The organism is Micromonospora sp. B9E7 (assembly GCF_039871815.1).
GTDB lineage: Bacteria > Actinomycetota > Actinomycetes > Mycobacteriales > Micromonosporaceae > Micromonospora.
Genome location: NZ_JBDPLX010000012.1, coordinates 1 through 21,875 on the forward strand (window position 1 = coordinate 1; position 21,875 = coordinate 21,875).

The following is a 21,875-nucleotide window of genomic DNA, read 5'->3' on the forward strand; positions in this document are numbered from 1 at the left end:
GCCGACCACCAGTCACCACCGACGGCAGATACCGCGACAACGCATCCCACTCAACGTCAGACAACTCATAGCGACGACCCACGCCCTACATCATCCGACACCATGATCCTTTGAAGACACTGCCTAGGCCGGCAGGTGCGCCGGCTGGATCTGGAACCGGTAGCCGGGCGGTGCTGGCCGGGTTGTCGAGGTTGTTATCGCGGGCGCGGTGATCGGCGTCTTCGTCACCCCGGTCACAGTCGACCCGGGCCGGACTGGATATGACGCCGGGTCTGAGCGAGCCCACCGAGCATGCCCACATCGCGGACAGCCTGACTGGCGACATGCTGCGAATGCTCGGCGCCCACGAGACGCTCGTGGCCGAGTCACTGGCCGCCCCGTGTCCGCCCACTTCGGACGTGTCAGCCCAGCCAGCCCAAGCGTGACGTGAAGAAGCATAGAGCTCGGCGTACTGGTCACAGGTCGGGTGCAGGGCTGCGGCCGCGCTGCAAAGGTTGAGCTGGAACTCCTGCTCGGCCTCGGCCGCCCGGCCCCGCCACACTTCCGGGACGTCTCCAGCGGTGGTGACGACATTACGGCCGACTTCGAGCAGCGCGTTGCCGATGATCCGCCAGGCCGAATGAGGTGCGCCGTCGAGGCAGCGTTGCGCTGCTTCGACGCTCGGATCGCATGAGGATGAGGCCACAGGATTCCTGTGGCTCGCCCGAGAGCCGAGGAAAGCGCAGGGGCTGGAATAACCACATCCTCCGCTTGCGCGGAGGTTCCCGAGTTGAACGGGAATAGAAGGAAGCACCTGCATGGCCTCGGCTGTCGCCGCTTACTCAGGGATCAGCTCACTGAGTCGATCCAGTGTATATGCCTCCGACCCGTCTGGCAGGTCCTCGGGCGCCTGAATGCCGATGAACGTGACCGGCTCGTCCGGTAGCCGACCGTCCCACGTCATCACCTCGGCCCGTGCGCGCCAACGGTCGACAAGGTGGGCGACGGTTAGGTAGCGCCGCTCCATCAGTGCTCGTACTCGGTCGGCTGTGGTGAACGTGTTGTCCTCCACCCGGTTGAACGACGGCGTACCCCGCAGGTACAGGTGAAGCCAGACAGCCTGCCAGCCGTCCTCGCTCCTGGCGAACACCATCGGCAGCGCGACCCGGCCCTGGCCGCGTAGGTGCGAACGCGCCCGGACCGTGCGTGCGTCAAATGGGGCACCGAGCTGGCCCTGTGTGCGGGTCTGGTAGCCGAACATCGACTCGGCGACGTCGTCGAACGACTCACCCGCGTAGATGTAGACCTGCGGAACAACATAGTGCCCACCGGCCGTCATGGGCATGTCGATGAACTCGGTCGCACCGTTCGCCGCGTCGGTGATGTCGCCGGAATGAACCACACCGTTGTGGCGGTAGTTCGTCCACGACACTTGGCCTGCACTGTGGAACTCGTCATCGAGAAGCAGCACCGACAGGTCATAGTCGGTACGACGACTTGCCTGACGCCAGTACAGGAAGAAGCGCAGCAGCTCACCAGACACCGGTGCCCGCGAGCCCCTTGGCAGGACCGCGAAGCCGCCCTCTGCCGCCTTGCCGGACAGCGGCAGTGCGACGTCGAGCACCTCCGGGTCCACTAGCAGCGGCCGGTCCTGCTGCGGTAGTCGGGCGCTGATCTCGGTGTCGAGCAGCGACGACAGCTCGGCCACCAGTTCGGCCGGCAGCGGTGGCCGCTCGTCGGGACCTACCCACGCGCTGCGCGAGCGGCTCGCGTACATCCGGGCCGACGCGGGCGTCAGCCGGTTGTCGACATGCTCCCGCAGCGAGAGCAGCACTCGACCCGACGCCGAGCCGAGCGCGTCGGTGACTGCGTCGACGACAGCGGTTCGCTCCGGCTCCGACGCCAGCCGCAGCAGCCGGTCCGCAGATCGCAGGAGAAGGCCCGGCGCCGCGGACAGCACCGAGGTGGCCGAACTGATGGCCCCGGCGCGGATCGCCGCCTCCGCGCGACCGGCGAGGTTGCGTACTCGCCGCTCACCACGCGCGACCTCGAACACCGCCTGTGCGTGCGGCCACTGGTCGTACTCGTGCGGATGCAGCCGTTCCCCCAGCCGCTTCCACCGCTCCGCGTAGCGCACGACATCGCCGAGCTTGCCTGGACTCGCGCCGACGACATCGTTCAGCGCGGCGAGAAGCACCCGCCGCTCCGGGCGTCGGAAGGCGCGGAATCGCGTGGGTGTCACGAGCGATGCGTCCCCGCCCGAGACCTGGCAGGCGAGGCGCAGCACGTCGGTCGTCGTGTCCACGCCGACCAGCGGGCGGCCGAGGACGAGCCGGATCCCGTTGAGCACGGCGCGGTTCTCCCGTACCGGGATCTCGGCCGGCTGCGTGCCGTCCACGCAGGCGACCGCGAGCTCGCTGAGGATCGCGAGGTCCGCTTCGCCAAGCGGCGTTGAGCTACCGGCCAGGGCCAGATACAGCCGCGTTGCCTCCACGTCGACGGCGTCGCCGAGGCGTAGCAAGGTCACCCGGTCACCGGCTGCGGTGATCAGTTCGTCGTGCGCGGCCAACAGGTCGGCATAGGTGTGCTGGTAGGTCCCATAAGCCGGCAGGTCCAGCAGGTTCACCGCACCCGAGGCGGCGGCGTCCCGCAGCTGCTCGTCGGTTGCCGTGCCTCCGCCGGCGAAAACGGCCGCCCGCAGCCGGTCCGTCCAGAACTCGGCGGTGTCCGGCACGGCATCAGGGAAACCGATGAAATATGCGTTGTGCTGGACATGGTCGCCCACCAGCTCGCGCACCGCCGAGACGACCAAAGCTGCCAAGTCCATCGCCGACGCGGGGGCCAGGGCGCCGATGTGCTCCAGCAAAGCCCGCGACGCCGAAAACCCGACATCGAGCAGGGCCGCATCCAGTTGCCGGGCCACCGCCGTGCCATCGCCGGCCGCGCCTGTGCTGGCCGGCACGCGCAGGGTCTTCTGGATGATCAGCTTCTCGAGCACGTGGTTCCCCGTTCCGCTCAACTCCGGCTGTTGCCGGCCCGCAGCTGCGGCACAGTGGGTCGCCGGGGACTCGAACCCCGAACCCTTCGATCCCCTAGGAGAAGGAAGCGCACCCATCACCGCGCAGGCGGAGAGCGGACGCGCTACTCAATCGAATGCTCTATCCAGTTGAGCTAGCGACCCAGATGTCGATCATCGCACCGGCCGGGCTGACATGGCTATCCCGTTTCGAAGTCACTGCCGGATCACGGCTCCGGCAAAGTCCTGAGGTGCTCGGCTTGAGGTGGTTGGTGTAGAGGCGCCTTTCCTGGTGGCAGCAGGTCGGGCGTGACCGGTTCAGAAGGTCATCGAGGTTCCTGCGCCTTGTTGATCTGTCCGAAGTGGGCATGCCCGCGCCGAACGGTTCCGCCAGTTCCCGCGCGTCTACGGAGCCGATCCAGGCGTGGAACTCGTCCGCCGATCGGATCAGCCGGCCCGCGTCGCCGCGCAGCGCCACCGCCGCGATGTCCGGCGGTCCCACGTAGCGGTAACGCCACCGGCCGACCGTCCCGCTAACCGGCTCGCCATCGCGCTTGACACCCATCGTCAAGTACTTGACGATGGGTGTCAAGTAACGGAGGAGGCAGCATGTCGCCAACCCACGAGGAACTGACCGAGCAGCTCATCCGGTTGATCGACATTCGCCTGCTCGACCCCCTCGAAATCCTGGTCGACGGTCACGACGCCATCGACCCGTTGCGCGCCGTCATCCGGGAGCGGGCCCGATCCTGGGCCACCACGATCGTCAGCGGCGACGACCGGGCCGCCGTCAGCGTGGTCATGCGGGCGATCTGCACCCTCTACCCGGGGGACGGACCGTTCGACCCACCCGCCGACTGGTGGCGCAGCCCTTTCGGTCAGGCCGTCGCGCGACGGGTCGGCCACCCGACCGCCGAATCCGTGTCGTACGCGGTGGCCGGCGCCATGCTCGGCATCACCCGCCAGGGCGTCCACGACCTGGCCTCCCGCGGCAAGCTCTCCCGCCACCCCGAAGGTGGCGTGCGCTCCGCCTCCGTACGCGACCGACTGCTCAACGAAGGATCCCGACGTGTCTGAGACCATCATCGACTCCGGGACCGTGCCCATCGCGATCCGCGACGTGGGCGGACCCGGACAACCGCTGCTGCTCCTTCACGGCGCTGGCGGCAACCTGGCCCAGATGACCACCCTCGCCGAGAACCTGCGTCCGACCCACCGGGTCGTCACCGTCGACCTGCGCGGTCACGGCCGGTCCGGAGACGGCCCGTGGCGCTGGGACGACGTACTCGCCGACCTGGCCGCCATCACCGACCGCCTCGGCCTCACCTCCCCCGCGGTCGTCGGCGCCTCCCTGGGCGGCATGCTCGCCACCCTCTGGGCGCAGCGTCACCCGGAGTGCCCCGGTGCCGTCAGCCTGGACGGCAATCCGCCGTTGAACCGTCCGGACCAGCTCGCCGGGCTGGATCCGGAGCAGGCCGGGACCGAGCTGGCCAAGTTGCGGGCCGTGTTCGACGGGATGGCCGCGATGCTGGCCGAACCACTAACCGCCGAACAGGTGGCCGCCATGCTGGCGGGGCAGCGCGCCATGGCACAACGCTACGGCGGCGCACCCGACGACTGGGCGGCGGCCTTCGAACGCAACCTCATGCCCGGCGACGACGGCCGCGGCCGGCTGCGGCCCGGCCCGGACCTCACCCGGCAGCTCCGGGACGCCATGGACTCCCTCGACCTGATGCCCGCCTACCGAGACGTCCGCTGCCCGCTGCTGCTCGTTCTCGCCACCGAGGACCTGCCCGAACAACAGCCGTTCCACAGCCTGTACGAGGCGTACCGCAAGGTCATCGCCGAACGGCTTGCCACCGTGAACAACTCGTCTCTGCGGGTGTGGCATCTCGCCGACGCCAGCCACGCGATGGTCGCCGAACGCCCACAGGAGCTCGCCACCCTCATCACCGACTTCCTCAGCCCTCGCGCCGCACGCGGGATTCAACCCTGATCCTGTTCGGATCGCTCGGCTGGCTCGACGGGCGGGGAGCTCAGTCGCCGGTTGCCGCATCGATCTGTTCGGGCAAGGTGTCGGCACGACCGGCGTGCCGGGCCATCTCCTCGATCATGTGGACGTAGGTCCAGCACAGTGATACCCAGCCGAGTCGATGGTGCGGCACGGTGTCGTCGAGGGCGCAGCGGGCCGCGATCCGCCGGGCCTCAGTGCACGCCTCGATGTATTCGGCGACCACGTCGGCGATCATCCCGTCCGCGGTGACCTGCCAGCTGGCGCCATCGCCGCGGGAGTTCCCGCTGATCTGTTCGCGGGGCTGTTGAGCGACGTTGATCTGCGCCAGGACGATCTGTTCTGCCTGGTGCAGTGCGGCCAGCAGGTGCACCTGGGCCCTGGTCGGCCCACTGCCGCGCAGTGTCCTGCCGTCGACCGCGATCACTCGTCTGCCGGCCCCGGTCAGACGCCGCTGCACCGATCGCGACTCCTGCGTGACCAGGCGCCTTTGATAGACAGCGTAAGGCCCGGCTGCCGGAACGACATTGATCGACGTCTTGACTCTATGCGCCGCCCTGCTCATGATTTACTGCGGCGGTTCAACAGTGAGGGTCAATGTTATGACGCAGGTAGAGCCACCGGCAGGAGGCCCCACATCAGCCGTCACTCTCAGCGAGCCTGGAAAAAATAGCCGACTCGCGCGCGCCGGTCGAGGCACGAGGGACTGGCTGACACGTGGGGCGCATCGGCGGGAGTTGAGCATCGCGAGCCTCGGTTCAGTGCTCCTCGCTGTCGCGATGATCTGGCTGATTCCGCCGTACGCGATTCGCGTGATGACTGCCGGCGCCAGGACTGTGCCGATCGCCGACCCGGCCCACACCATCGTCGGTGACGCGGGTGACCCGACGGCCCAAGCATGGCTGGTGGGATGGGGTGGCCACGCTCTCACCCACGGTCTGCGTGGCCTGTGGGATACCAACGCTTTCTATCCCGACAAGTACGGCCTAGCCCTGAACGACAGCCTGCTCGGCTATGCCCCGGCAGGGCTGATAGGCAGCGGTGTAGTCGGTGCCGTGCTGCGCTACAACATCCTGTTCGTGCTGGCTTTCGCGCTCGCCTTCCTCGGCGGCTACGCGCTCCTGCGCCAACTTGGCGCGAACAAGGTCGCCGCCGCGGTGGCCGGGGCCGCCCTCGCCTACGCGCCCTGGCGCTACGGCCACGACGGCCATTTGAATATTCTCTCCACCGGTGGTATCACTCTGGCCCTGGCGATGCTGGCACGCGGTCACGGACTCTCGTTCACCCGCGGCTACCTTGCCGAACGAGTCCGGCCGGGATGGGCGTTCGCTGGCTGGCTGGTCGCGGCCTGGCAGGTCAGCCTAGGCTTCGGCGTGGGGCTGGGATTCGTATACGTCCTCGCCGCCCTCTGCCTGATCACACTGACAGCCTGGCTGATCCACCGCCCACGCCTTGGCCGCCGGCTGATCGTCGGTGATCTGATCGGCGGGCTGGTCTTCACCGCGGTGACCGGATACTTCGCGTACGCGTACCAAAACGTGCGCGAGCTCAACCCAGCTGTCACCCGGGACTGGGACTACGTTGCGCACTTCTCCCCGACACTGCGCGGACTTCTCGTGGCGCCGCAGTCCTCGCTGCCCTGGGGCACCCTGCACAACGACGCCCGCACCGCTCTTGGTGGCGTACCGACTGAGAAAGTGCTGCTATGCGGGTATGCACTGTATCTACTGGCCTTCGCCGGCCTGTTCCTATCCCGCTGGTCACCGGTGCAACGGCTTCTGCTGCTGTTCGGGGCGGTCGTCGGAGTGTTGCTCGCGCTGGGCACGAACGGGCCGATCTACCGCCTGCTCTATCTTTACGTGCCCGGGTTCGATGGATCCCGTACACCAGGCCGCTTGATCTTGTGGCCCACTCTCTGCCTGGCCATCCTCGCGGCCGGCCTGGTTACCCACCTGGCCGAGGTGGCTCGCAGGGGCGCCAAGCCGAAATGGTCGGTGGGAGCGGCACGGCTACTGACCGTTCCGTTGCTGGTCCTCGTCCTAGCTGAGGGCCTGCCTGACCTGAACCACCCCCAAACCCCAGCCAAACCGGCCGCGATGGCGCTAGCCTCCGCGCACGCTCCCATCATGGTATTGCCGTCCAACGACGGCATCGACCTCAACGTCCTACTTTGGTCGACCGACGGTTTTCCCACCATGGTCAACGGTGCGGCCAGCTACACCACACCCAACCGTCAGGCGATCCGCGACGTTATGGCGACCTTCCCCAGCGAGCCGGCCTTGGATCGGTTGCACCAACTCGGCATCCGCAGCGTCGTCCTGCTGCGCGACCGGGTCCAAGGCACCCCCTACGAACCACTGCTTAACATCCCCGACGTACCCGGCATCACCCGCCACGACGTCGGGTCAGACGTCGTTTTCACCATCGACACCAACACGAAGTGATCTTGGGCGTGTCCTCGGGATACGAGGATCGTTCTGTCTGAACGTGAGGAGGGTGAGCAGCCGCCGTGGATCGTCTCGGACGAACTCTGGGCCGAGGTCAAACGAGCCAGACGAACTGGGCGACCTCTTACGCCGAACGGCAGCAGCCGCGCGATCACCGCGATCCCCCGAAGATCCGCCGCATCGGCTGGGGCGTGTCACCGCGCCGCCGCCACTCCCGGGGGTAGCCCAGCGACACCTCCTCGAAGCGCACGCCATCGTAGTAGGTGGTGCGCGGGATGTGCAGGTGCCCGTACACGGCCACGGCGGCACGAAAGCGCAGGTGCCAGTCCGCGGTGGCGACGGTGCCGCACCACTGCGCGAACTCCGGGTACCACATCACCTCGGTAGGCGCCCGCACCAGCGGCCAGTGGCTGACCAGCACCGTGGGCAGCATGGGGTCGACGGCGGCGAGGCGCCGCTCGGTCTGCGCCAGTCGGGCGTGGCACCAGGATTCCCGGTCCGGGTACGGGTCGGGGTGCAGCATTCTCTCGTCGGTGCACACGACGCCGACGTCGTACGCTCGCCGCAGCGACTCCTTCTTCGTCATCCCCGGCGCCCGGAACGTGTAGTCGTAGAGCTGGAAGAGTGGAGCCACCGTCACCGGCCCGCCCGTTCCCCGCCACACCGGGTAGGCGTCCTCGGGGGTGAGCACGCCGTTGTCGCGACACATGCGCACGAGCGCCTCGTAGCGCGCCACGCCGCGCAGCTGTACGGGGTCGGAGGCGTGCGTCCACAGCTCGTGGTTGCCCGGGGTCCAGATCACGGTGTGGAACCGGCGGCGCAGTTGCCGCAGGATCGCCTCGACGTCACCGAAGATCTCGCCGACGTCGCCGGCCACGACGAGCCAGTCCTCGTCCGACTCGGGTCGTAAGTCATCGGCGACCTGCCTGTTCTCGGCGTACGAGACGTGGAGGTCGCTGATCGCGAACAGGGAGGCCACCTCTACATCGGTCCTTCCGTGTACCTGTCGCCCAAGCGTGTCGAAAGGCGTTCCGGGATTGACAATGGACGACCACGATGCGCACCGTTTCGCGGAAGGCGTCCGCCGGTGGCCGCCCCACCCGCCTCCGGTGTTGAAGAGTCGGCCGTGCGCTCGCGCGCCCGACCTCGGGCGTCATCTGACGATTCACCTGGCCGCACCAACAATCTCGGCGAGGAGATCCAGGAACCTCCTACTCCACGTCTCGATCGTCGACTGGTCGAACAGTTCGGTGGAATACTCGACCACGCCACGCATGCCGTCCGCGAGAGGCGTGACGACCATCGCCAGGTCGCGCCGTGCGCAACCGAGTTCCTGGTCCGACACCTGCACGAGGAGGCCGGGCAGCTCGACCTGCGGCATCCCCGGGTTCATTCCGAACAGCATGGTGGCTACCGGCGGGGCGCCGGTGTGCCACTCGGGATCAACCGCCGCGTAGATCGCGGGCAGGGGTGCCGGCTGGTGTCGGATCGCGTCGAGGAACGCCTGCTCGGTGCCGGCCACCAGTTCCGTAAAGGACGCCGCGGTCTCGAGCGGTGGCCGCAACAGCAGAGGGCTGGTGAACAGACCGACCACCGACTCGTAGCTCTGATCATCGCGGTGGGCGTAGGGGCACGCGAGCACGATGTCGCCGCTGCCGGTCAGTTCGCGCATCAGGGAGGCGTAGGCCGCTGCCAGGACCGGGAAGATTGTGCTGCCGCTGTCGGCCGCGAAGGCTGTCAGCAGCGCGGTCAGGTCCGCGGGGATGTCGAAGGTGAACTCCTCACCGCGGCCGGACAGGCGGGCCGGCCGTGGTCGGTCCGTAGGCAGCGCCAACGTCCGGGGAGCGCCGGCGAGCTGGCGTCGCCAGTACGCGAGCACCGCGGGTTCCACCTGCGTGGCACGCTGCCGGCGCGCGTACTCCAGGTAGGTGGGGGCGGAAGGCGCTGGGACTGTTCGGCTCCCGCGCTGTGCCGCGGCGTACCCGAGCCCCAGCTCGTGGAGAAGCTGGAGCATGGACCACCCGTCGCCGTGCAGGTGGTGCACGACGAGCATCAGCACCCAGGTTTCGTCGTCGACCCGGGCGAGTCGGGTGCGGAGCCAGGGGCCGGCCTCGTCGGGGAACGCCTCCCGCCCGACCCGTACACACCAGTCGTCGACCTGGTCGGCAGGAAGGTCGGCCACGGGCAGCATCACCTTGCCCGCAGGCAGGACCTCCTGGGTCAGCTCGCCGTCACGATCCACCAGGCGGGTCCGCAGGGCCTCGTGCCTCGCGACGAGCCCGTCGACCGCACGTTCGAGAGCGGGCAGGTCGAGCCGGCCGGTGAGGTCCATCCGTACCGCCATGTGTACGGCGGCCGGGTTGGGTGCCTGGCGCTGGCGGCGCCACATCAGTTCCTGCTGGTACGTCGCTGGCGCCCGGTCCAGGACTGCGTCGCCATCCGCCGGCGACAGGGCCGCCGCCATCTCCCGGATGCCGCGGCTGCGCAGCACCTCGTGCACGCTCACCTTGACCTCGGCGAGCGCGGTCAGGCGGTTGGCCAGACGTACGGCGGCGAGCGAGTGGCCACCGGCCGCGGTGAAAGGCACGTCCACCGACAGCCGGGGCAACGCCAGCTCGGCGCACCAGGCGTCGTGGACGAGCTGTTCCCGGCTCGTGCGGGGCCGCTCGTCGCCGGGCGCGGCGGCTGGCGCCGGCAGTCGGGTGGTGTCCACCTTGCCGGCTTCGGTGGTGGGCAGGGCCTCGAGCAGCACCCAGGCCGTCGGCATCAGGTGGTCGGGGAGGCGTTCGGCCAGCCGGGCGGCGAGCCGCGCGGTGCGGGTCTCGGCCGACCCGTCGTCATCATCGGTCACCACGTACGCGGCCAGGTAGGCATCGTCGCCCCTGTCGTGGCGTGCGATCACCGCCGCCTGCCGTACGCCGGGGAGCAGTGCCAGCTCGGCGGCCGCCTCGCCCGGCTCCACCCGATGTCCGGCAATCTTGACCTGCTCGTCCACCCTGCCGACGAACTCCAGGGTGCCGTTCCCGCGCACCCGGACGAGGTCCCCGGTGCGGTACATCCGGTCACCAGGCTGGTGCCGGTCCGCCACGAAGACGGCCGCGGTGTCGGCCGGTCGTCCCAGGTAACCCCGGGCAACCCCGGTGCCGCTCACGCACAACTCCCCGACCGCCCCCGTCGGCACCGGCAGGCCGGCCACGTCCAGGACGTGCAGCCTGTGATTGTCCACCGGGGTGCCGATGTCGATCGGCCCGGACCCGTCCGGCGACACCGGGCCGGCCGTGGTCACGATGCTGCACTCGGTCGGCCCGTAAGCGTTGATCACCTCCGCGGGGAAACCGGCGGGTGGGCGGCGCCGCAACTGGCTGCCCCCGACGACCAGCGTCCGGAGGGTGGCGGACGGCCGGGCCGGCAGCGCGAAGACGAGCTCGGCCAGGGGTGCCGGCAGTAGTGCGACGGTGACGCCGTGGCGGGACCACTCGTCGACCAGGGCAGCCGGATCGGACCGGACCTCTGCGGGGACGATGTGGACGGTGGCGCCGGCGGCGAGCGCCGGGTGGATCTCGGCGAGGTTCGCGTCGAAGCCCAGCCCCAGGCCGTGCGCCACGGTGTCCGCCGAGGTGAGCGCGAGTGCCCGCACGTGCCAGGACACCGCGTCCACGGCGGCCTGGTGCGGTACCAGGACTCCCTTCGGTCGGCCGGTCGAGCCCGAGGTGTAGACGCACCAGGCGACGTGCTCTGGTGAGGGCACCCGGTCGGGCAGCGGCAGGGTGGGATCCACCGGCGCTTCCACGAGGACGTACGCCACATCGGTCGGGTGATCGATCTCGGCGGTGGTGAGCAGCAGCCGCGCGCCGCTGTCCGCCAGCAGGGCGTTGACCCGGGCGATCGGCAGCGCCGGGTCGAGCGGGAGGAACCCGGCACCGGCCATCAGGACGCCGAGCTGCGCGGCGATCAACTCGGGCCGGCGTGGCAAGAGCACCGCCACGATGTCGTCCGGTCCCACCCCGGTACCGGCGATTCGTCGGGCCAACAGCTCGGCCCGCCGGTGCAGCTCCCCGTAGGTCCACCGGGTCTGCCCGCAGACCACCGCGACGGCGTCGGGCGCGCGGTACGCCTGCCTGACGAACGGGTCGTGCAACCGATCGGCGAGCGGTTCGCCGCGTGGCCCACGAAGCTGATCGGCGGGTGCGTCCAGAGTTGTCGCCAGGCGGGACAGGTGATCCCCCGGCTGCCGGGTCGCCGCGTCGAGCACCCGTCCGAAGTAGTCGAGGAACCGCTGCACAGTGGTGCGGTCGAACACCTCGGTCCGGTACTCCACGTGGCAGTGCACGCTGTCGCGGTGGGAAAGGTAGACGATGAGATCGACCGGGGCCTTGTCCAGACCGACTCTGAGGGGCGTGGCCGTGACCCCGGGCAGGTCGAACGCGAAGAGTTCCTCGCCGCTCTCGTACTCGACGACAACGTCGAAGAGCGGATGGTGACCGGCCTGCCGGTCCAGGGCGAGTGCGTGGGCAAGGACGTCGAACGGGACGACGTGGTCGTACCCGTCGACCGCGCTGGCCTGGATCCGGGCGACCAGCTCCCGGAACGTGGGGTCGCCGCTGAGGTCCAGTCGCAGCGGCAGGGTGTTGACGAAGAACCCGACCAGGTTCTCCGATGTCTCGTCCCGTCCGCTCGTGCCGGTGCCCACGACCAGGTCGGGCTGACCACTGAATCGGAACAGCATCACAGCGAACGCGCTGAGCAGCGTGCTGAAGGCGGTAACTCCCTCTGCCCTGCTGAATCGCCGGATCCGGTCGCTCAGGTCGGGGGGGAGGTCCACGAAGAGGCTCTCGCCGGCGGCCGACGGGACGGCTGGCCGCTGCCGGTCGGACGGCAGGACCAGGGTGGGCGGCAGCGGGTCGAGCTGGTTGAGCCAGTAGTCGAGATGCTTGTCAGGCTCGTCGGCGACGGCACGAGCCCGGGTGAGTTCCGGGTAGCTCACCGACAGCGGGGGCAGGTGCGGCTTACGGTCGGCGACCCGGGCCTGGTAGCACGCCGACACCTCTCGGGTCAGCACAGAGTACGAGCCGCCGTCGGTGGCCAGGTGGTGGAACGACATCACCAGCACGTGGTGCGTCGGGGAGAGGCGCAGCAGCTCGAATGCGAACACCGGGCCGTCGAGGAGGTCGAACAGCCGTACGCTCACCGCGGCCATCGCCGCCCCTACGACTGTCTCCTCGTCGGCTCCCTGGTGGTCGCGTACGGGGATGTCGACCTCCAGTCGCGGATGGATGATCTGGCGGGGCTCCCCGTCGATCTCCCGGTAGGTGGTCCGCAGCGGGGCGTGCCGGTCCACGACGTCCTGCACGGCGCCGCGGAGCGCAACCGGGTCCAGCGCGCCCTGCAGCCGTACCGCCGCACCCTCGGTGTAGGCCGAGGTGCCGGGATGGATCTGTTCCGCCAGCCACAGCCGCCGCTGGCCCGGGGAGAGTGGTGCGATGTCGACGACGTCAGCCCTGGTCCGGGAAACCTGGCGGCGGGTCGACCGGCGTAGCGTGTCGATGACCGGCAGCCCGTTGCGGACCGCCTGCGCCGGCAGGCCGAAGTCGACGAAGCAGGCGACCTCGTCGGCACCGGCCTCGAGGATCTGGTCCAGCACAGGCCGGCAGCTCTCCGGCGAGCCGATGAGCGCCCGCTGGTCGCAGTACCGCTCGTAGGCTCGGGAGAGCACGAACCGTACGTCGTCGTCGGGGGTGTCAGCGAGGTCGATGTTCATCCCGAGGCTGTTGACCACCTGTCCGAGCAGGCTGAATGACGAGCGTAGGTACGCGCAGAACGGCTCGAACGCCGTCGCGCGGGCCTGCTCGGCGTTCTCGTCGAGGTACGTGTGCATCAACACCACGACCCGTCCGGCATCGGGGTCGAGCCCGTGCTCGGCGCGGGTGCGGCGGTACAGCGCGATGTTCTCTGCCAGCTGCGCGACGTCCTGCGTCATCAGATTGGTCACCACACCCAGATCGCGGCGGGCGGCCTCGCGGTAGCTGTCCGGGTTTCCGACGATGGCCGTGAAGATCGGCGGCTCGGCCTGCACGGGGCGAGGGAATAGCCGAACGTCGATGTCGTCACCGCTGCCGGACCGGGCCCGGACGGCCTCGCCGCGCCACAGCCGCCGGACGGTGTCCAGGTTCTCGTACATCACCTGCTTGTGGCGTGGGTAGTTCTCCGGAAAGAACACGAAGTCGTTGGCGTGCCAGCCGGATGCACAGCCGATGCCGACCCGGCCTCCGGAGAGGCGGTCCACCATGGACCATTCCTCGGCGACCCGGATGGGATGGTGCAGCGGCAGCACCACCGACCCGGCGTTGAGCCGCAGCCGGTGGGTCCGCACCGCGAGAGCTGCGGCGAGCACCGAGGGATTGGGAAAGATCCCGCCGAACGAGTGGAAGTGCCGCTCCGGCAACCACACGGCGTGGAAGTCGTGGGTGTCGGCGAACTCGGCCGCGTCCAGGATGACCTCGTACGAGTCGTCCCGGTCCTGGTCTGCGTAATCGCCGAAGAAATAGAGGCTGAAGTCGACGGTGTCGGCCGCCTCGACGTCCCGTGCGTCCGGCACCCGCCGCGGGTGGACCGCCGGCCGCGGGACCGGAACAGGCTGCGGCGGTGGCACGGGTTGGATCGATGGGGCTGACGGGGCCGGGACCGCACTCCCGAGCAGAGCCAGCTGTTCCCGCATCAGTTCGAGCTGGCCGCGCACCACAGCGACGAGATCGGCCGACACCTCCCGGGTGTCGTCGACCGGTGACACAGGCAGCGGTGCGGGCAGCAGCGGCGCTGCCGTCGCCGGCTCCGCCGCCGGCCTCGGCACCGTCACCCGCGAGGTCGACGGGGTTGGCGGACTCGACTGGGCCGCCGAGGTCGCCGCCGCCGAGGCACCGCCGACCACCGCCTCGGCGAGCAGGCGGGGCGTGCCGACGGCACCGAACAGGTCGCGTACCGGCATCCGGACGCCGAAGGCATTGTTGATCTCCCGAGACATCGTCATCAGGAGCAGCGAGTCGGCACCGGCCTGCAAGAACGTCTCGTCCGGGTCGACCTCGTCCGCGCCCACGCCCAGCCGCTCCGCGGTCAGGGCCAGAACCCGCGCCAGCGCCGACTCCACAGCCTGGTCGGAGAGCTCTTCCAGCGCGGGCGCGGCCGACGCGGCGGCCAGTGGCGGCGACCCGCTGCCGTTCGCGAGCGCAGCGGTGGCCACGGACGGGGTCGCATCCGCGTCTGCGGGTGACGTCGCAGGTGTCCGCGTCTCGGCCCAGAACCGTCGCCGCTGAAAAGGGTAGGCCGGCAGCGAGGTCCGCCGACCGCCACAGTCGGCGGTGATCGCCGCCCAGTCCACCCCGACGCCGGCGACGTGCAGCTCGGCAACGGCCTGCCAGAGTCCGTCGACCGGCTCCAGGTCCTTGCGCTGGGATGGCACCCATCGCAGCTCCGACCCGGAGCCCCGGGCGATCCCGGTCAGCACACCGTCCGGCCCCGCCTCCACGACCGTGGTGACGCCCTGCTCGAGGAGGGTCCGCACCCCAGTGTCGTACGCGACGGGCTGGCGGGCCTGTTGGCACAGGTAGTCACCGTCGAGCAACCAGCCCGGCTGCCGCAGCTGTCCGTCCACGGTGCTGACCATCGGCAGCCGGGTCGGTCGCACCGTCACCCCCTCGACCACCCGCCGGAACCGGTCGAGCACCGGCTCCACCGCCGCCGAGTGGAACGCGCGGTCCACCGGGAGCCGGCGGGTCACCACTGCGAGTCGTTCGGCACGGTCGGCCAGCGCCTCCACCGCCCCGGGTGGCCCGGACACCACGTACTGGTTCGGACCGTTGCGGGCCGCGACCTCCACCTCGCATCCGGTGAGTAGATCCTCGATGACCTCGGCATCCGCCAGCAGCGCCAGCATCGCGCCAGGCGGCAGGATCTGCTGCATGAGGCGGCCACGGTGAGCGGTGAGCGTGACCGCGTCGGTCAGCGACAGTGCGCCCGCGGCGACCAGGGCGGCGTACTCCCCCACGCTGTGTCCGAGGAGGTACCCAGGGTCCACCCCCCACGACCGCCACAGCTCCGCCAGCGCCACGCCGGTGATGACCAGGGCCGGCTGTGCCACCGCGGTCGGGTGGCTGCCGACACCCGGCCGCTCCCGCAGCAGGGCGACAAGGTCGCCACCCACCACCCGCCGGTACGCCTCGGCCCCCTCCTCGAGCACGTCCCGCACCACCGGGAAGCGCTCGGCGAGATCGAGGACGACCCCGGGCAGGTTCCCCTGACCCGGGAAGGCCAGTGCGACCGAACCAGGCGCGACCACGCCGACCTCCCCGGTCAGCACCCTGCCGAGGCTGCCGCCGCGCACGTACCCGTCCAGAGCGTCGACCAGCGCGGCGGTGGAGCTGCCGCGCGCGACCAGGCGGTGTCGCAGATGACGGCGACCCCGGCCTGCGGTCGAGATCACGTCCGTCAGCGGCAGCCCCGGCTGGGAACGCAGCCGATCGCGGTACCGGACAGCGAGTTCCCGTAGCGCCACGGGGTCGGCAGCTGAGAGCGGCAGCAGTCCCGGCGCCGGGTGAACCCGGGTCTCACCGGCCAGGACGGGCGTCGCCTCCGGCGGCTGCTCCACGAGCAGGTGGGCGTTCGTGCCGCCCACCCCGAGTGCGCTCACCGCCGCCCGGCGCGGGTGGGAGACCTCCGGCCAGTTCGTGCGGCTGGTCGCGATGGTGAAGGGCCCGCCGGACAGGTCGATCGCCGGGTTCGGTCGGGTGAAGTTGATCTGTGGAGGGAGCTGGGCGTCGCGGACGGTCATGATCACCTTGATCAGCCCGGCCATGCCGGCGCAGCAGTCCAGGTGACCGATGTTGGCCTTGACCGATCCGAGGAACGGTCGGGCGCCCGCGTACACCTCGGCGAGGGCGTGATGCTCCACCGGGTCGCCGAGGGCGGTGCCGGTGCCGTGCGCCTCGACGTAGCCGATCGACTCGGCCGGCACCGATGCGGCACCGAGCGCCCGTCGGGCGACGTCGACCTGGCCCGAGACGCCTGGTGCGGTGAAACCGACCTTGCCGGCACCGTCGTTGTTGACAGCCGAGCCGAGGATCACCGCGTGGATGCGGTCGCCGTCGGCGAGGGCGCGGTCGAGCGGTTTGAGGACCACCGCGGCGACACCGTTGCCTCCGACCGTGCCGTCGGCGTCGGCGTCGAACGGCCGGCACCGCCCGCGGGCCGACAGGATGGATCCGGGAGTGGAGTGGTAGCCGGTCACCTGCGGTACGTGCAGTGCCACGGCCCCGGCGATCGCCAGCTCCGCGTCCCCTTCGAGCAGGGCCCGCACGGCCAGGTGCACCGCGACCAGGGAGGTCGAGCAGGCGGTCTGCACGTTGATCGCCGGCCCGGTCAGCCCGAGGCGGTAGGCGACCCGGGTGGCCAGGAAGTCGGGCTGATTGCCGAGCGCCGCGCCGATGGAGGCCACCGGATCGGCGGACCCGGCCAACTCCCCGAGTTGGTGCCGCAGGTAGGTGTGGTGCGGGTAGAGGTTCATCCCGCTGCCCGCGTAGACCGCAGTGCGAAGGCCCGGGCCGTCGCCCGGGTGCCCCGCGTCCTCCAGCGCGTGGTGGCAGGTTTCGAGGAACAGTCGGTGCTGCGGGTCCAGCATCTGGGCCTCCCGACCGGTGATGCCGAAGAATCCCGCGTCGAAGCCGGTGATGTCGTCCAGGGTTCCGCTCGCGGCGACGAAGTCGGGCGCGGTAGCGGTCTCCGGCGGAATTCCGGCCGCCAGCAGCTCGTCCGGGGTGAAGGACCGGATGCTCTCCACCCCGGCGAGCAGGTTGGCCCAGTACCGCTCCACGCTGTCGGCACCCGGGAATCGGGCAGCCATACCGACCACCGCGATGCGTCGATCCCTCGGCGGCGTCTCGATCGGCTCCGATGACGGTGACGGTAAGGCGGGGGCGGGGGCGGGGGCGGCGAGGTGAGCGCTGAGTGCGTCGACCGTGGGGTGGGCGAAGAGCGTGGGTGCGGAGACTCGGCGGCCCAGCGCCCGTTCCAGGTGCGACCGGAGCTTGACCATCTCGACCGATCCGACGCCGAGTTCGTAGAACGGCACGGCAGGATCGACCCGTCCTCCGGTCAGGCCGGCGAGGATGTCGGCCACCAGGGCGTGCACCTCGGCACGGCCGTACGCGGCCGGCCGGCCACCGGCCGGGGCAACCGCGCCGTCGTCGGTGGGGCCCGCGACCCCGTCGTGGTCCGGCGTCCGAAACTCCCCGGCCAGATAGCGCCGGCGCAGCTCCGCACGTTGGATCTTCCCGCCCGACGTCCGCGGGAACCCCTCCGCCGGTACCGCGAGGATCTGGGCCGGCGTGACCTGCCAACTCCGGGCGACCACGGCGCTGACGGCCCGGGCCACCCGCACGACGGGTACGTCACCGTCGGAGACGTAGAAGATAACCAGCGATTCCGTGCCGGTCCGAGAGTTCGGTACGCCGACCGCGGCGACCAGCCCGTCGCGCACCCCGTTCACCCCGCCGACCACCCGCTCAACCTCATGGCAGGGGAGGTTCTGCCCGTTGAGGATGATCAGGTCCTTGGCCCGTCCGGTGATCGCGATCTCCCCATCGCGCATGAACGCGAGGTCACCCGTGTCCAGCCAGTCGTCTCCGTCCGGGAAGGCGAGCTGGGACGCCACCGGATCATCGAGGTATCCGCGAATGACCCGGGCCGACGAGAGCTGAAGGCGACCGATGCGACCCTCGGGGAGTACCGCCCCGCTGTGGTCGACGATCCGCGCGGTCGCCCCCGGGGCCGGCCGTCCGACGGAGAGGAACTCGGTGACGGTTTCCGAGGGGTCCTCCCCGGATGCCCATTCCAGGTCCCCGTCCAGACTGGCCGTACGGAGGCGGTGCCGGGAACCGGGCGCCCCGTAGGAGGCGTACGTGATCCCCGTGGTGGTTTCGGACATGCCCCAGGCCGGGCGCACAGCGGCCGCCGGCAGCCCGCTGGCGGCCAGGAAGGCCTCGATCGTCTCGGGCAGGCACTGCTCCCCACCGCTGACCATGCATCGCACTCCGCGAAGGTCCCACTGCCGCTCCGGCGTACGAGCGGCCGCTTCGGCCACCAGCCGCAGTCCGAAGTTCGGCGCCCAGCTGTGCGTCACCCGGTGCCGCCGCATCAGCTCCAGCCAGCGCAGTGGGTCGGCGAGCACCAGCTCGGTGGCGACGTTGACAGAGGTGACGCCGAGGAAGACTCCGGCGACGTGGTAGAGCAGCAGGCCCGCGGAGTGGTCCAACGGCAGCCAGTTGAGCAGGACGTCGCTCGGGCCGATGTCGAGCATCTCCCGTGCGCCGATGGCATTCTCGGCGAGCGCCCGGTGCGTCAGTGGCATGATCTTGGGCGTGCCGGTGCTGCCGGAGGACAGCTGCAGGAGTGCCACCGACGCGGGATCGGGGTCGTCCTGTCCCGCCTCGCCGGGGATCCGCCCCGGCCGGCGATCTTCCCCGACGGTGGTCAGCTCCGACACCGCCACCACCCGGTCGCGCAGCGCCAGGCGACCGAGCACCTCGAGGTCATCCGAGCCACCCACGACGACCGGCTCGCCGAGCTTGCGCCACGCGTGCAGGAGAGCACCGACGCCCGGTGCGTCCGAGTCGTACCCGCTGAGCGCTCCCACGGTGAGCGGGACCATGCCGCCCAGCACGCAGCCGACGAAGACGGGCCAGAACTCGCTGCCGGCCGCGATCCGCAGGATGACGTACGAGCCGGACTGCAACCCGCGTGCCCGTAGACCGGCCACTGTGGCCTCTCCCCTCGCCAGCAGGCTCGGATAGTCGAGGAACTGCTCGCGTCCGTCCGCGTCCACCACCCGGATACCGCACTCGGGGAAGTCCCGGGCCGCCCGGATGAGCGCGGCCCGGAGAGTGCGGGGGTGGGCGGCATCGATCGGCACGTCGCCGCCGTAGCTGATGGAGGGACGCCGGTCGGGCGATGCTGGGTTCACGGGGCAACCTCGACTTTCTGCGCAACGGGTCGGTGCGGCCGGCTCTGCCGGGAGCGGACGTGGGTGATGACGAACACCACGGCGACGGCGAGCGCCAGCCCGTGCGCCGCAGCGACCACCGGTAGGGGAGAAAACTGTCCGAGGGCGAATGCGCCGACGATCATGCCGAGACCGAATCCGGCGTTTTGGACCGCCGCGGCCAGGCCGAACAACTGGGCCCGCCGGGACGGCTCGACGTTCTGCAGGCGCATCGTGTAACTGATCTCGGCATAGCCGTCCGCCATCCCGGCCATAACCACCACCGCGGCCAGGAGCCACAGCGGCGGACCAGTGAAGGCGATGACGAACAGCACCGACATCGCACAGGTGGCGACCCCGAAAGCAACCGGGGAGGAGGCCTCGGCGTTCCGTCGCCCGGCCCGCCACGCGAACCAGCGGCCGACGACCAGGCTGCCGACCGCCCACGCCGTGGTGAACAGAGCGGCAAGCGAGGCGGGTGCGTCGGGTCGGGTCAGACTCGCGTACACCGGCAACCCCACGTTGTGCGAAGCGGAGCCGAAAGCGTCGGCTGCCCGTACCGCGATCATCGCCAACACCACGGGGGCGATCCCGGACAGCGCCTGCGAGAGACGTGGGCCACGCGGGCGGCCCGCCGGCCGCTCCCGAGCCGGCGCGATCGCCGGACGCCAGCTACCCACCCTGGTCAGCAGCAGCGCGGAGACGACGTAGGACGCTGCGTCGACCAGGAACGCGGCGTGGTAGCCGAGCAGAGTGACCAGCAGGCCCGAGGTTCCGAAACCGAGCAGCATGGCCGTCGAACGGACCGCGACGAGATGCGCGTTGGCCCGGGCGAGCCCTTCGGGCTCGACCAGTTCCGGAAGCCCACTGCGCAGCGCGACCCCCCACTGGGCCTGACCGGCGCCGAGCACGACGGCGAGCGCGTAGAGCACCGCCGGCTTGGCCTCCATCGGAACCAGGACCAACAGCACGAGGACGCAGGCCGAGAGCAGGTCGGCGGTGACCATCAGGCCGGTCCGGCTGTAACGGCCCACGAGCACTCCGGCAATCGGCGCCATGAGGACGCCGGCAGCCAGGCGGACGGCCATGAAGAGCCCCGTCTGCACCGTGGAACCTGTGACGTCCAGGGTGAACAACCCCAGCGCCACCATGTTGAGGAAGCTGCCGTAGGTGGACGATGCCTGTGCGGCCAGGACTGGGCGGAGGGGTCGTGCCGTGCGGACCCCCGTCGTTGGCAGGCGCAAGCTATGCCGCCCTCGTGCCGCTCGTCGGAGACGCCCGGATCAGCCGTCGCATGACTGCTTCAGGTCCCGGAGATGGCGCAGTCCTTCCATGACCGTCGAGTCGGGCAGTCCGAAGTCGATGAGGCACGCGATCTCGTCGACGCCGGCCGCGCGCAACTCCTCGACCCGCTTCCATCCGTCCTGCACGGTGCCGAACAGACCGGTGTCGGCGAAGTAGCGTTCGAAGGCCTGCTCGAGCAACTCGTTCACCACCGCCTCGACCATGACGGGATCGAGGTCGTCGTCGTCGGCCGGCATGTGCGACATGAGATCCAACGAACTCCGTAGGTATTCCTTCATCGGAGCCTCAACCAGCGAACGCACCTCCTCACGGGAGGTCCCGAGCAGGGTGTGCAGCATGACGACCACGTTCGGCTGGGCGGACGCGGCCTCCGCGGCCTGTCGGTAGACCTCGATCTTCTGCGCCAGCTCCTCGATGTCCTGACCGAACAGGTGGGTCAGGACACCCGCGCCGAGGTGTCCGGCGACCTCGAAGGTCTGTGGGCTGCCACCGCTCGTGATCCAGATCGGCAGTTCGTCCTGCACCGGCCGCGGGTACAGCTGCACCTGCCGGGTCTGCCCCTTCCCGTCCACCACATTCGCCGGCTCGCCGGCCCAGAACGAGCGGACCTGACCCACGGTTTCTGCCACCACCCGCGCGCGCTCCGCGAACGCCTCCGGGCGGAAGGCGAAGTCGACCGGGTTCCACCCGGGAGCGAAGGCGACGCCGGCCCGTCCGCCCGACAGGTTGTCGACCATCGACCACTCTTCTGCTATCCGCAGCGGATGGTGCAACGGTGCCACCACGCTGCCGGCGCGGACCTTCACACGCTTGGTGACCGCAGCGACGGCGGCACCGGTCACCGACGGGTTCGCATACGGGCCACCGAAAGCGTGGAAGTGCCGCTCCGGCGTCCACACCGCCTCGAACCCGTGCTCATCGGCGAACCGTGCGCCGTCGATGAGGAGACGGTAGAGACCCGCGTCCCGTCTCGGGGCCGCATCCGCGAAGTAGAAGATACTGAACTTCATGCTGTGGTAACTCCTGGCTCGGAGCAGTCATCTGCATGAGTGCTGGGCGGTTGACTATTCCGTTCGAGTTGCGGGTCGACGC

10 protein-coding genes and 1 tRNA gene are annotated in these 21,875 nt (G+C 70.0%); 3 read left to right on the top strand and 8 right to left on the bottom strand.

All coding sequences use genetic code 11. The features are described from left to right. Window positions 1-817: 817 nt before the first annotated feature. The 3 genes from ABGB10_RS19975 to ABGB10_RS19985 form a co-directional block, all read right to left on the bottom strand. A complete protein-coding gene (locus ABGB10_RS19975; RefSeq protein ID WP_347662367.1) occupies window positions 818-2,977 on the bottom strand; it encodes a hypothetical protein in 2,160 nt (719 codons plus the stop codon). 55 nt (window positions 2,978-3,032) lie between these two features. Further along, window positions 3,033-3,160 (bottom strand) — tRNA-OTHER (locus tag ABGB10_RS19980). Next, window positions 3,138-3,566: a hypothetical protein gene (locus tag ABGB10_RS19985; RefSeq protein WP_347662368.1), complete on the bottom strand. Its 429-nt coding sequence runs from the start codon at window positions 3,564-3,566 to the stop codon at window positions 3,138-3,140. The genes ABGB10_RS19980 and ABGB10_RS19985 overlap by 23 nt, the downstream gene beginning before the upstream one ends. Window positions 3,567-3,604: 38 nt before the next feature. Between ABGB10_RS19985 and ABGB10_RS19990 the strand changes: the two genes are divergently transcribed. Both ABGB10_RS19990 and ABGB10_RS19995 read left to right on the top strand, forming a co-directional pair. Beyond that, window positions 3,605-4,072: a hypothetical protein gene (locus tag ABGB10_RS19990; protein WP_347662369.1), complete on the top strand. Its 468-nt coding sequence runs from the start codon at window positions 3,605-3,607 to the stop codon at window positions 4,070-4,072. Next, window positions 4,065-4,991, top strand: coding sequence for an alpha/beta hydrolase (locus ABGB10_RS19995; protein WP_347662370.1), 927 nt, complete (start codon window positions 4,065-4,067; stop codon window positions 4,989-4,991). Before ABGB10_RS19990 ends, ABGB10_RS19995 begins: the two co-directional genes overlap by 8 nt. Window positions 4,992-5,031: 40 nt before the next feature. Here the strand turns inward: ABGB10_RS19995 and ABGB10_RS20000 are convergent, their stop codons facing one another. Then, a complete protein-coding gene (locus ABGB10_RS20000) occupies window positions 5,032-5,571 on the bottom strand; it encodes a DUF664 domain-containing protein (protein ID WP_347662371.1) in 540 nt (179 codons plus the stop codon). Between the two features lie 196 nt (window positions 5,572-5,767). On the opposite strand from ABGB10_RS20000, the gene ABGB10_RS20005 reads away from it, so the two are divergent. Continuing rightward, complete coding sequence (locus ABGB10_RS20005; protein WP_347662372.1) at window positions 5,768-7,450, top strand: hypothetical protein; 1,683 nt, start codon at window positions 5,768-5,770, stop codon at window positions 7,448-7,450. Between the two features lie 154 nt (window positions 7,451-7,604). Here the strand turns inward: ABGB10_RS20005 and ABGB10_RS20010 are convergent, their stop codons facing one another. From ABGB10_RS20010 to ABGB10_RS20025, 4 genes are all read right to left on the bottom strand, one after another. Then, a complete protein-coding gene (locus ABGB10_RS20010) occupies window positions 7,605-8,432 on the bottom strand; it encodes a metallophosphoesterase (protein ID WP_347662373.1) in 828 nt (275 codons plus the stop codon). Window positions 8,433-8,618: 186 nt separating this feature from the next. After that, on the bottom strand, window positions 8,619-19,460 hold the full coding sequence (locus ABGB10_RS20015) for an amino acid adenylation domain-containing protein (protein ID WP_347662374.1): 10,842 nt from the start codon (window positions 19,458-19,460) through the stop codon (window positions 8,619-8,621). Then, window positions 19,457-20,722, bottom strand: coding sequence for an MFS transporter (locus tag ABGB10_RS20020; RefSeq protein WP_347662375.1), 1,266 nt, complete (start codon window positions 20,720-20,722; stop codon window positions 19,457-19,459). The genes ABGB10_RS20015 and ABGB10_RS20020 overlap by 4 nt, the downstream gene beginning before the upstream one ends. 39 nt (window positions 20,723-20,761) lie before the next feature. Further along, complete coding sequence (locus tag ABGB10_RS20025) at window positions 20,762-21,793, bottom strand: MupA/Atu3671 family FMN-dependent luciferase-like monooxygenase (protein ID WP_347662376.1); 1,032 nt, start codon at window positions 21,791-21,793, stop codon at window positions 20,762-20,764. Between the last annotated feature and the right edge of the window lie 82 nt (window positions 21,794-21,875).

Bases quoted from the DNA above. Each gene is read 5' to 3' on its own strand.
- ABGB10_RS19990 (WP_347662369.1), top strand. From the start codon at position 3,605: ATGTCGCCAACCCACGAGGAACTGACCGAGCAGCTCATCCGGTTGATC.
- ABGB10_RS20000 (WP_347662371.1), bottom strand. From the start codon at position 5,571: ATGAGCAGGGCGGCGCATAGAGTCAAGACGTCGATCAATGTCGTTCCG.
- ABGB10_RS20025 (WP_347662376.1), bottom strand. From the start codon at position 21,793: ATGAAGTTCAGTATCTTCTACTTCGCGGATGCGGCCCCGAGACGGGAC.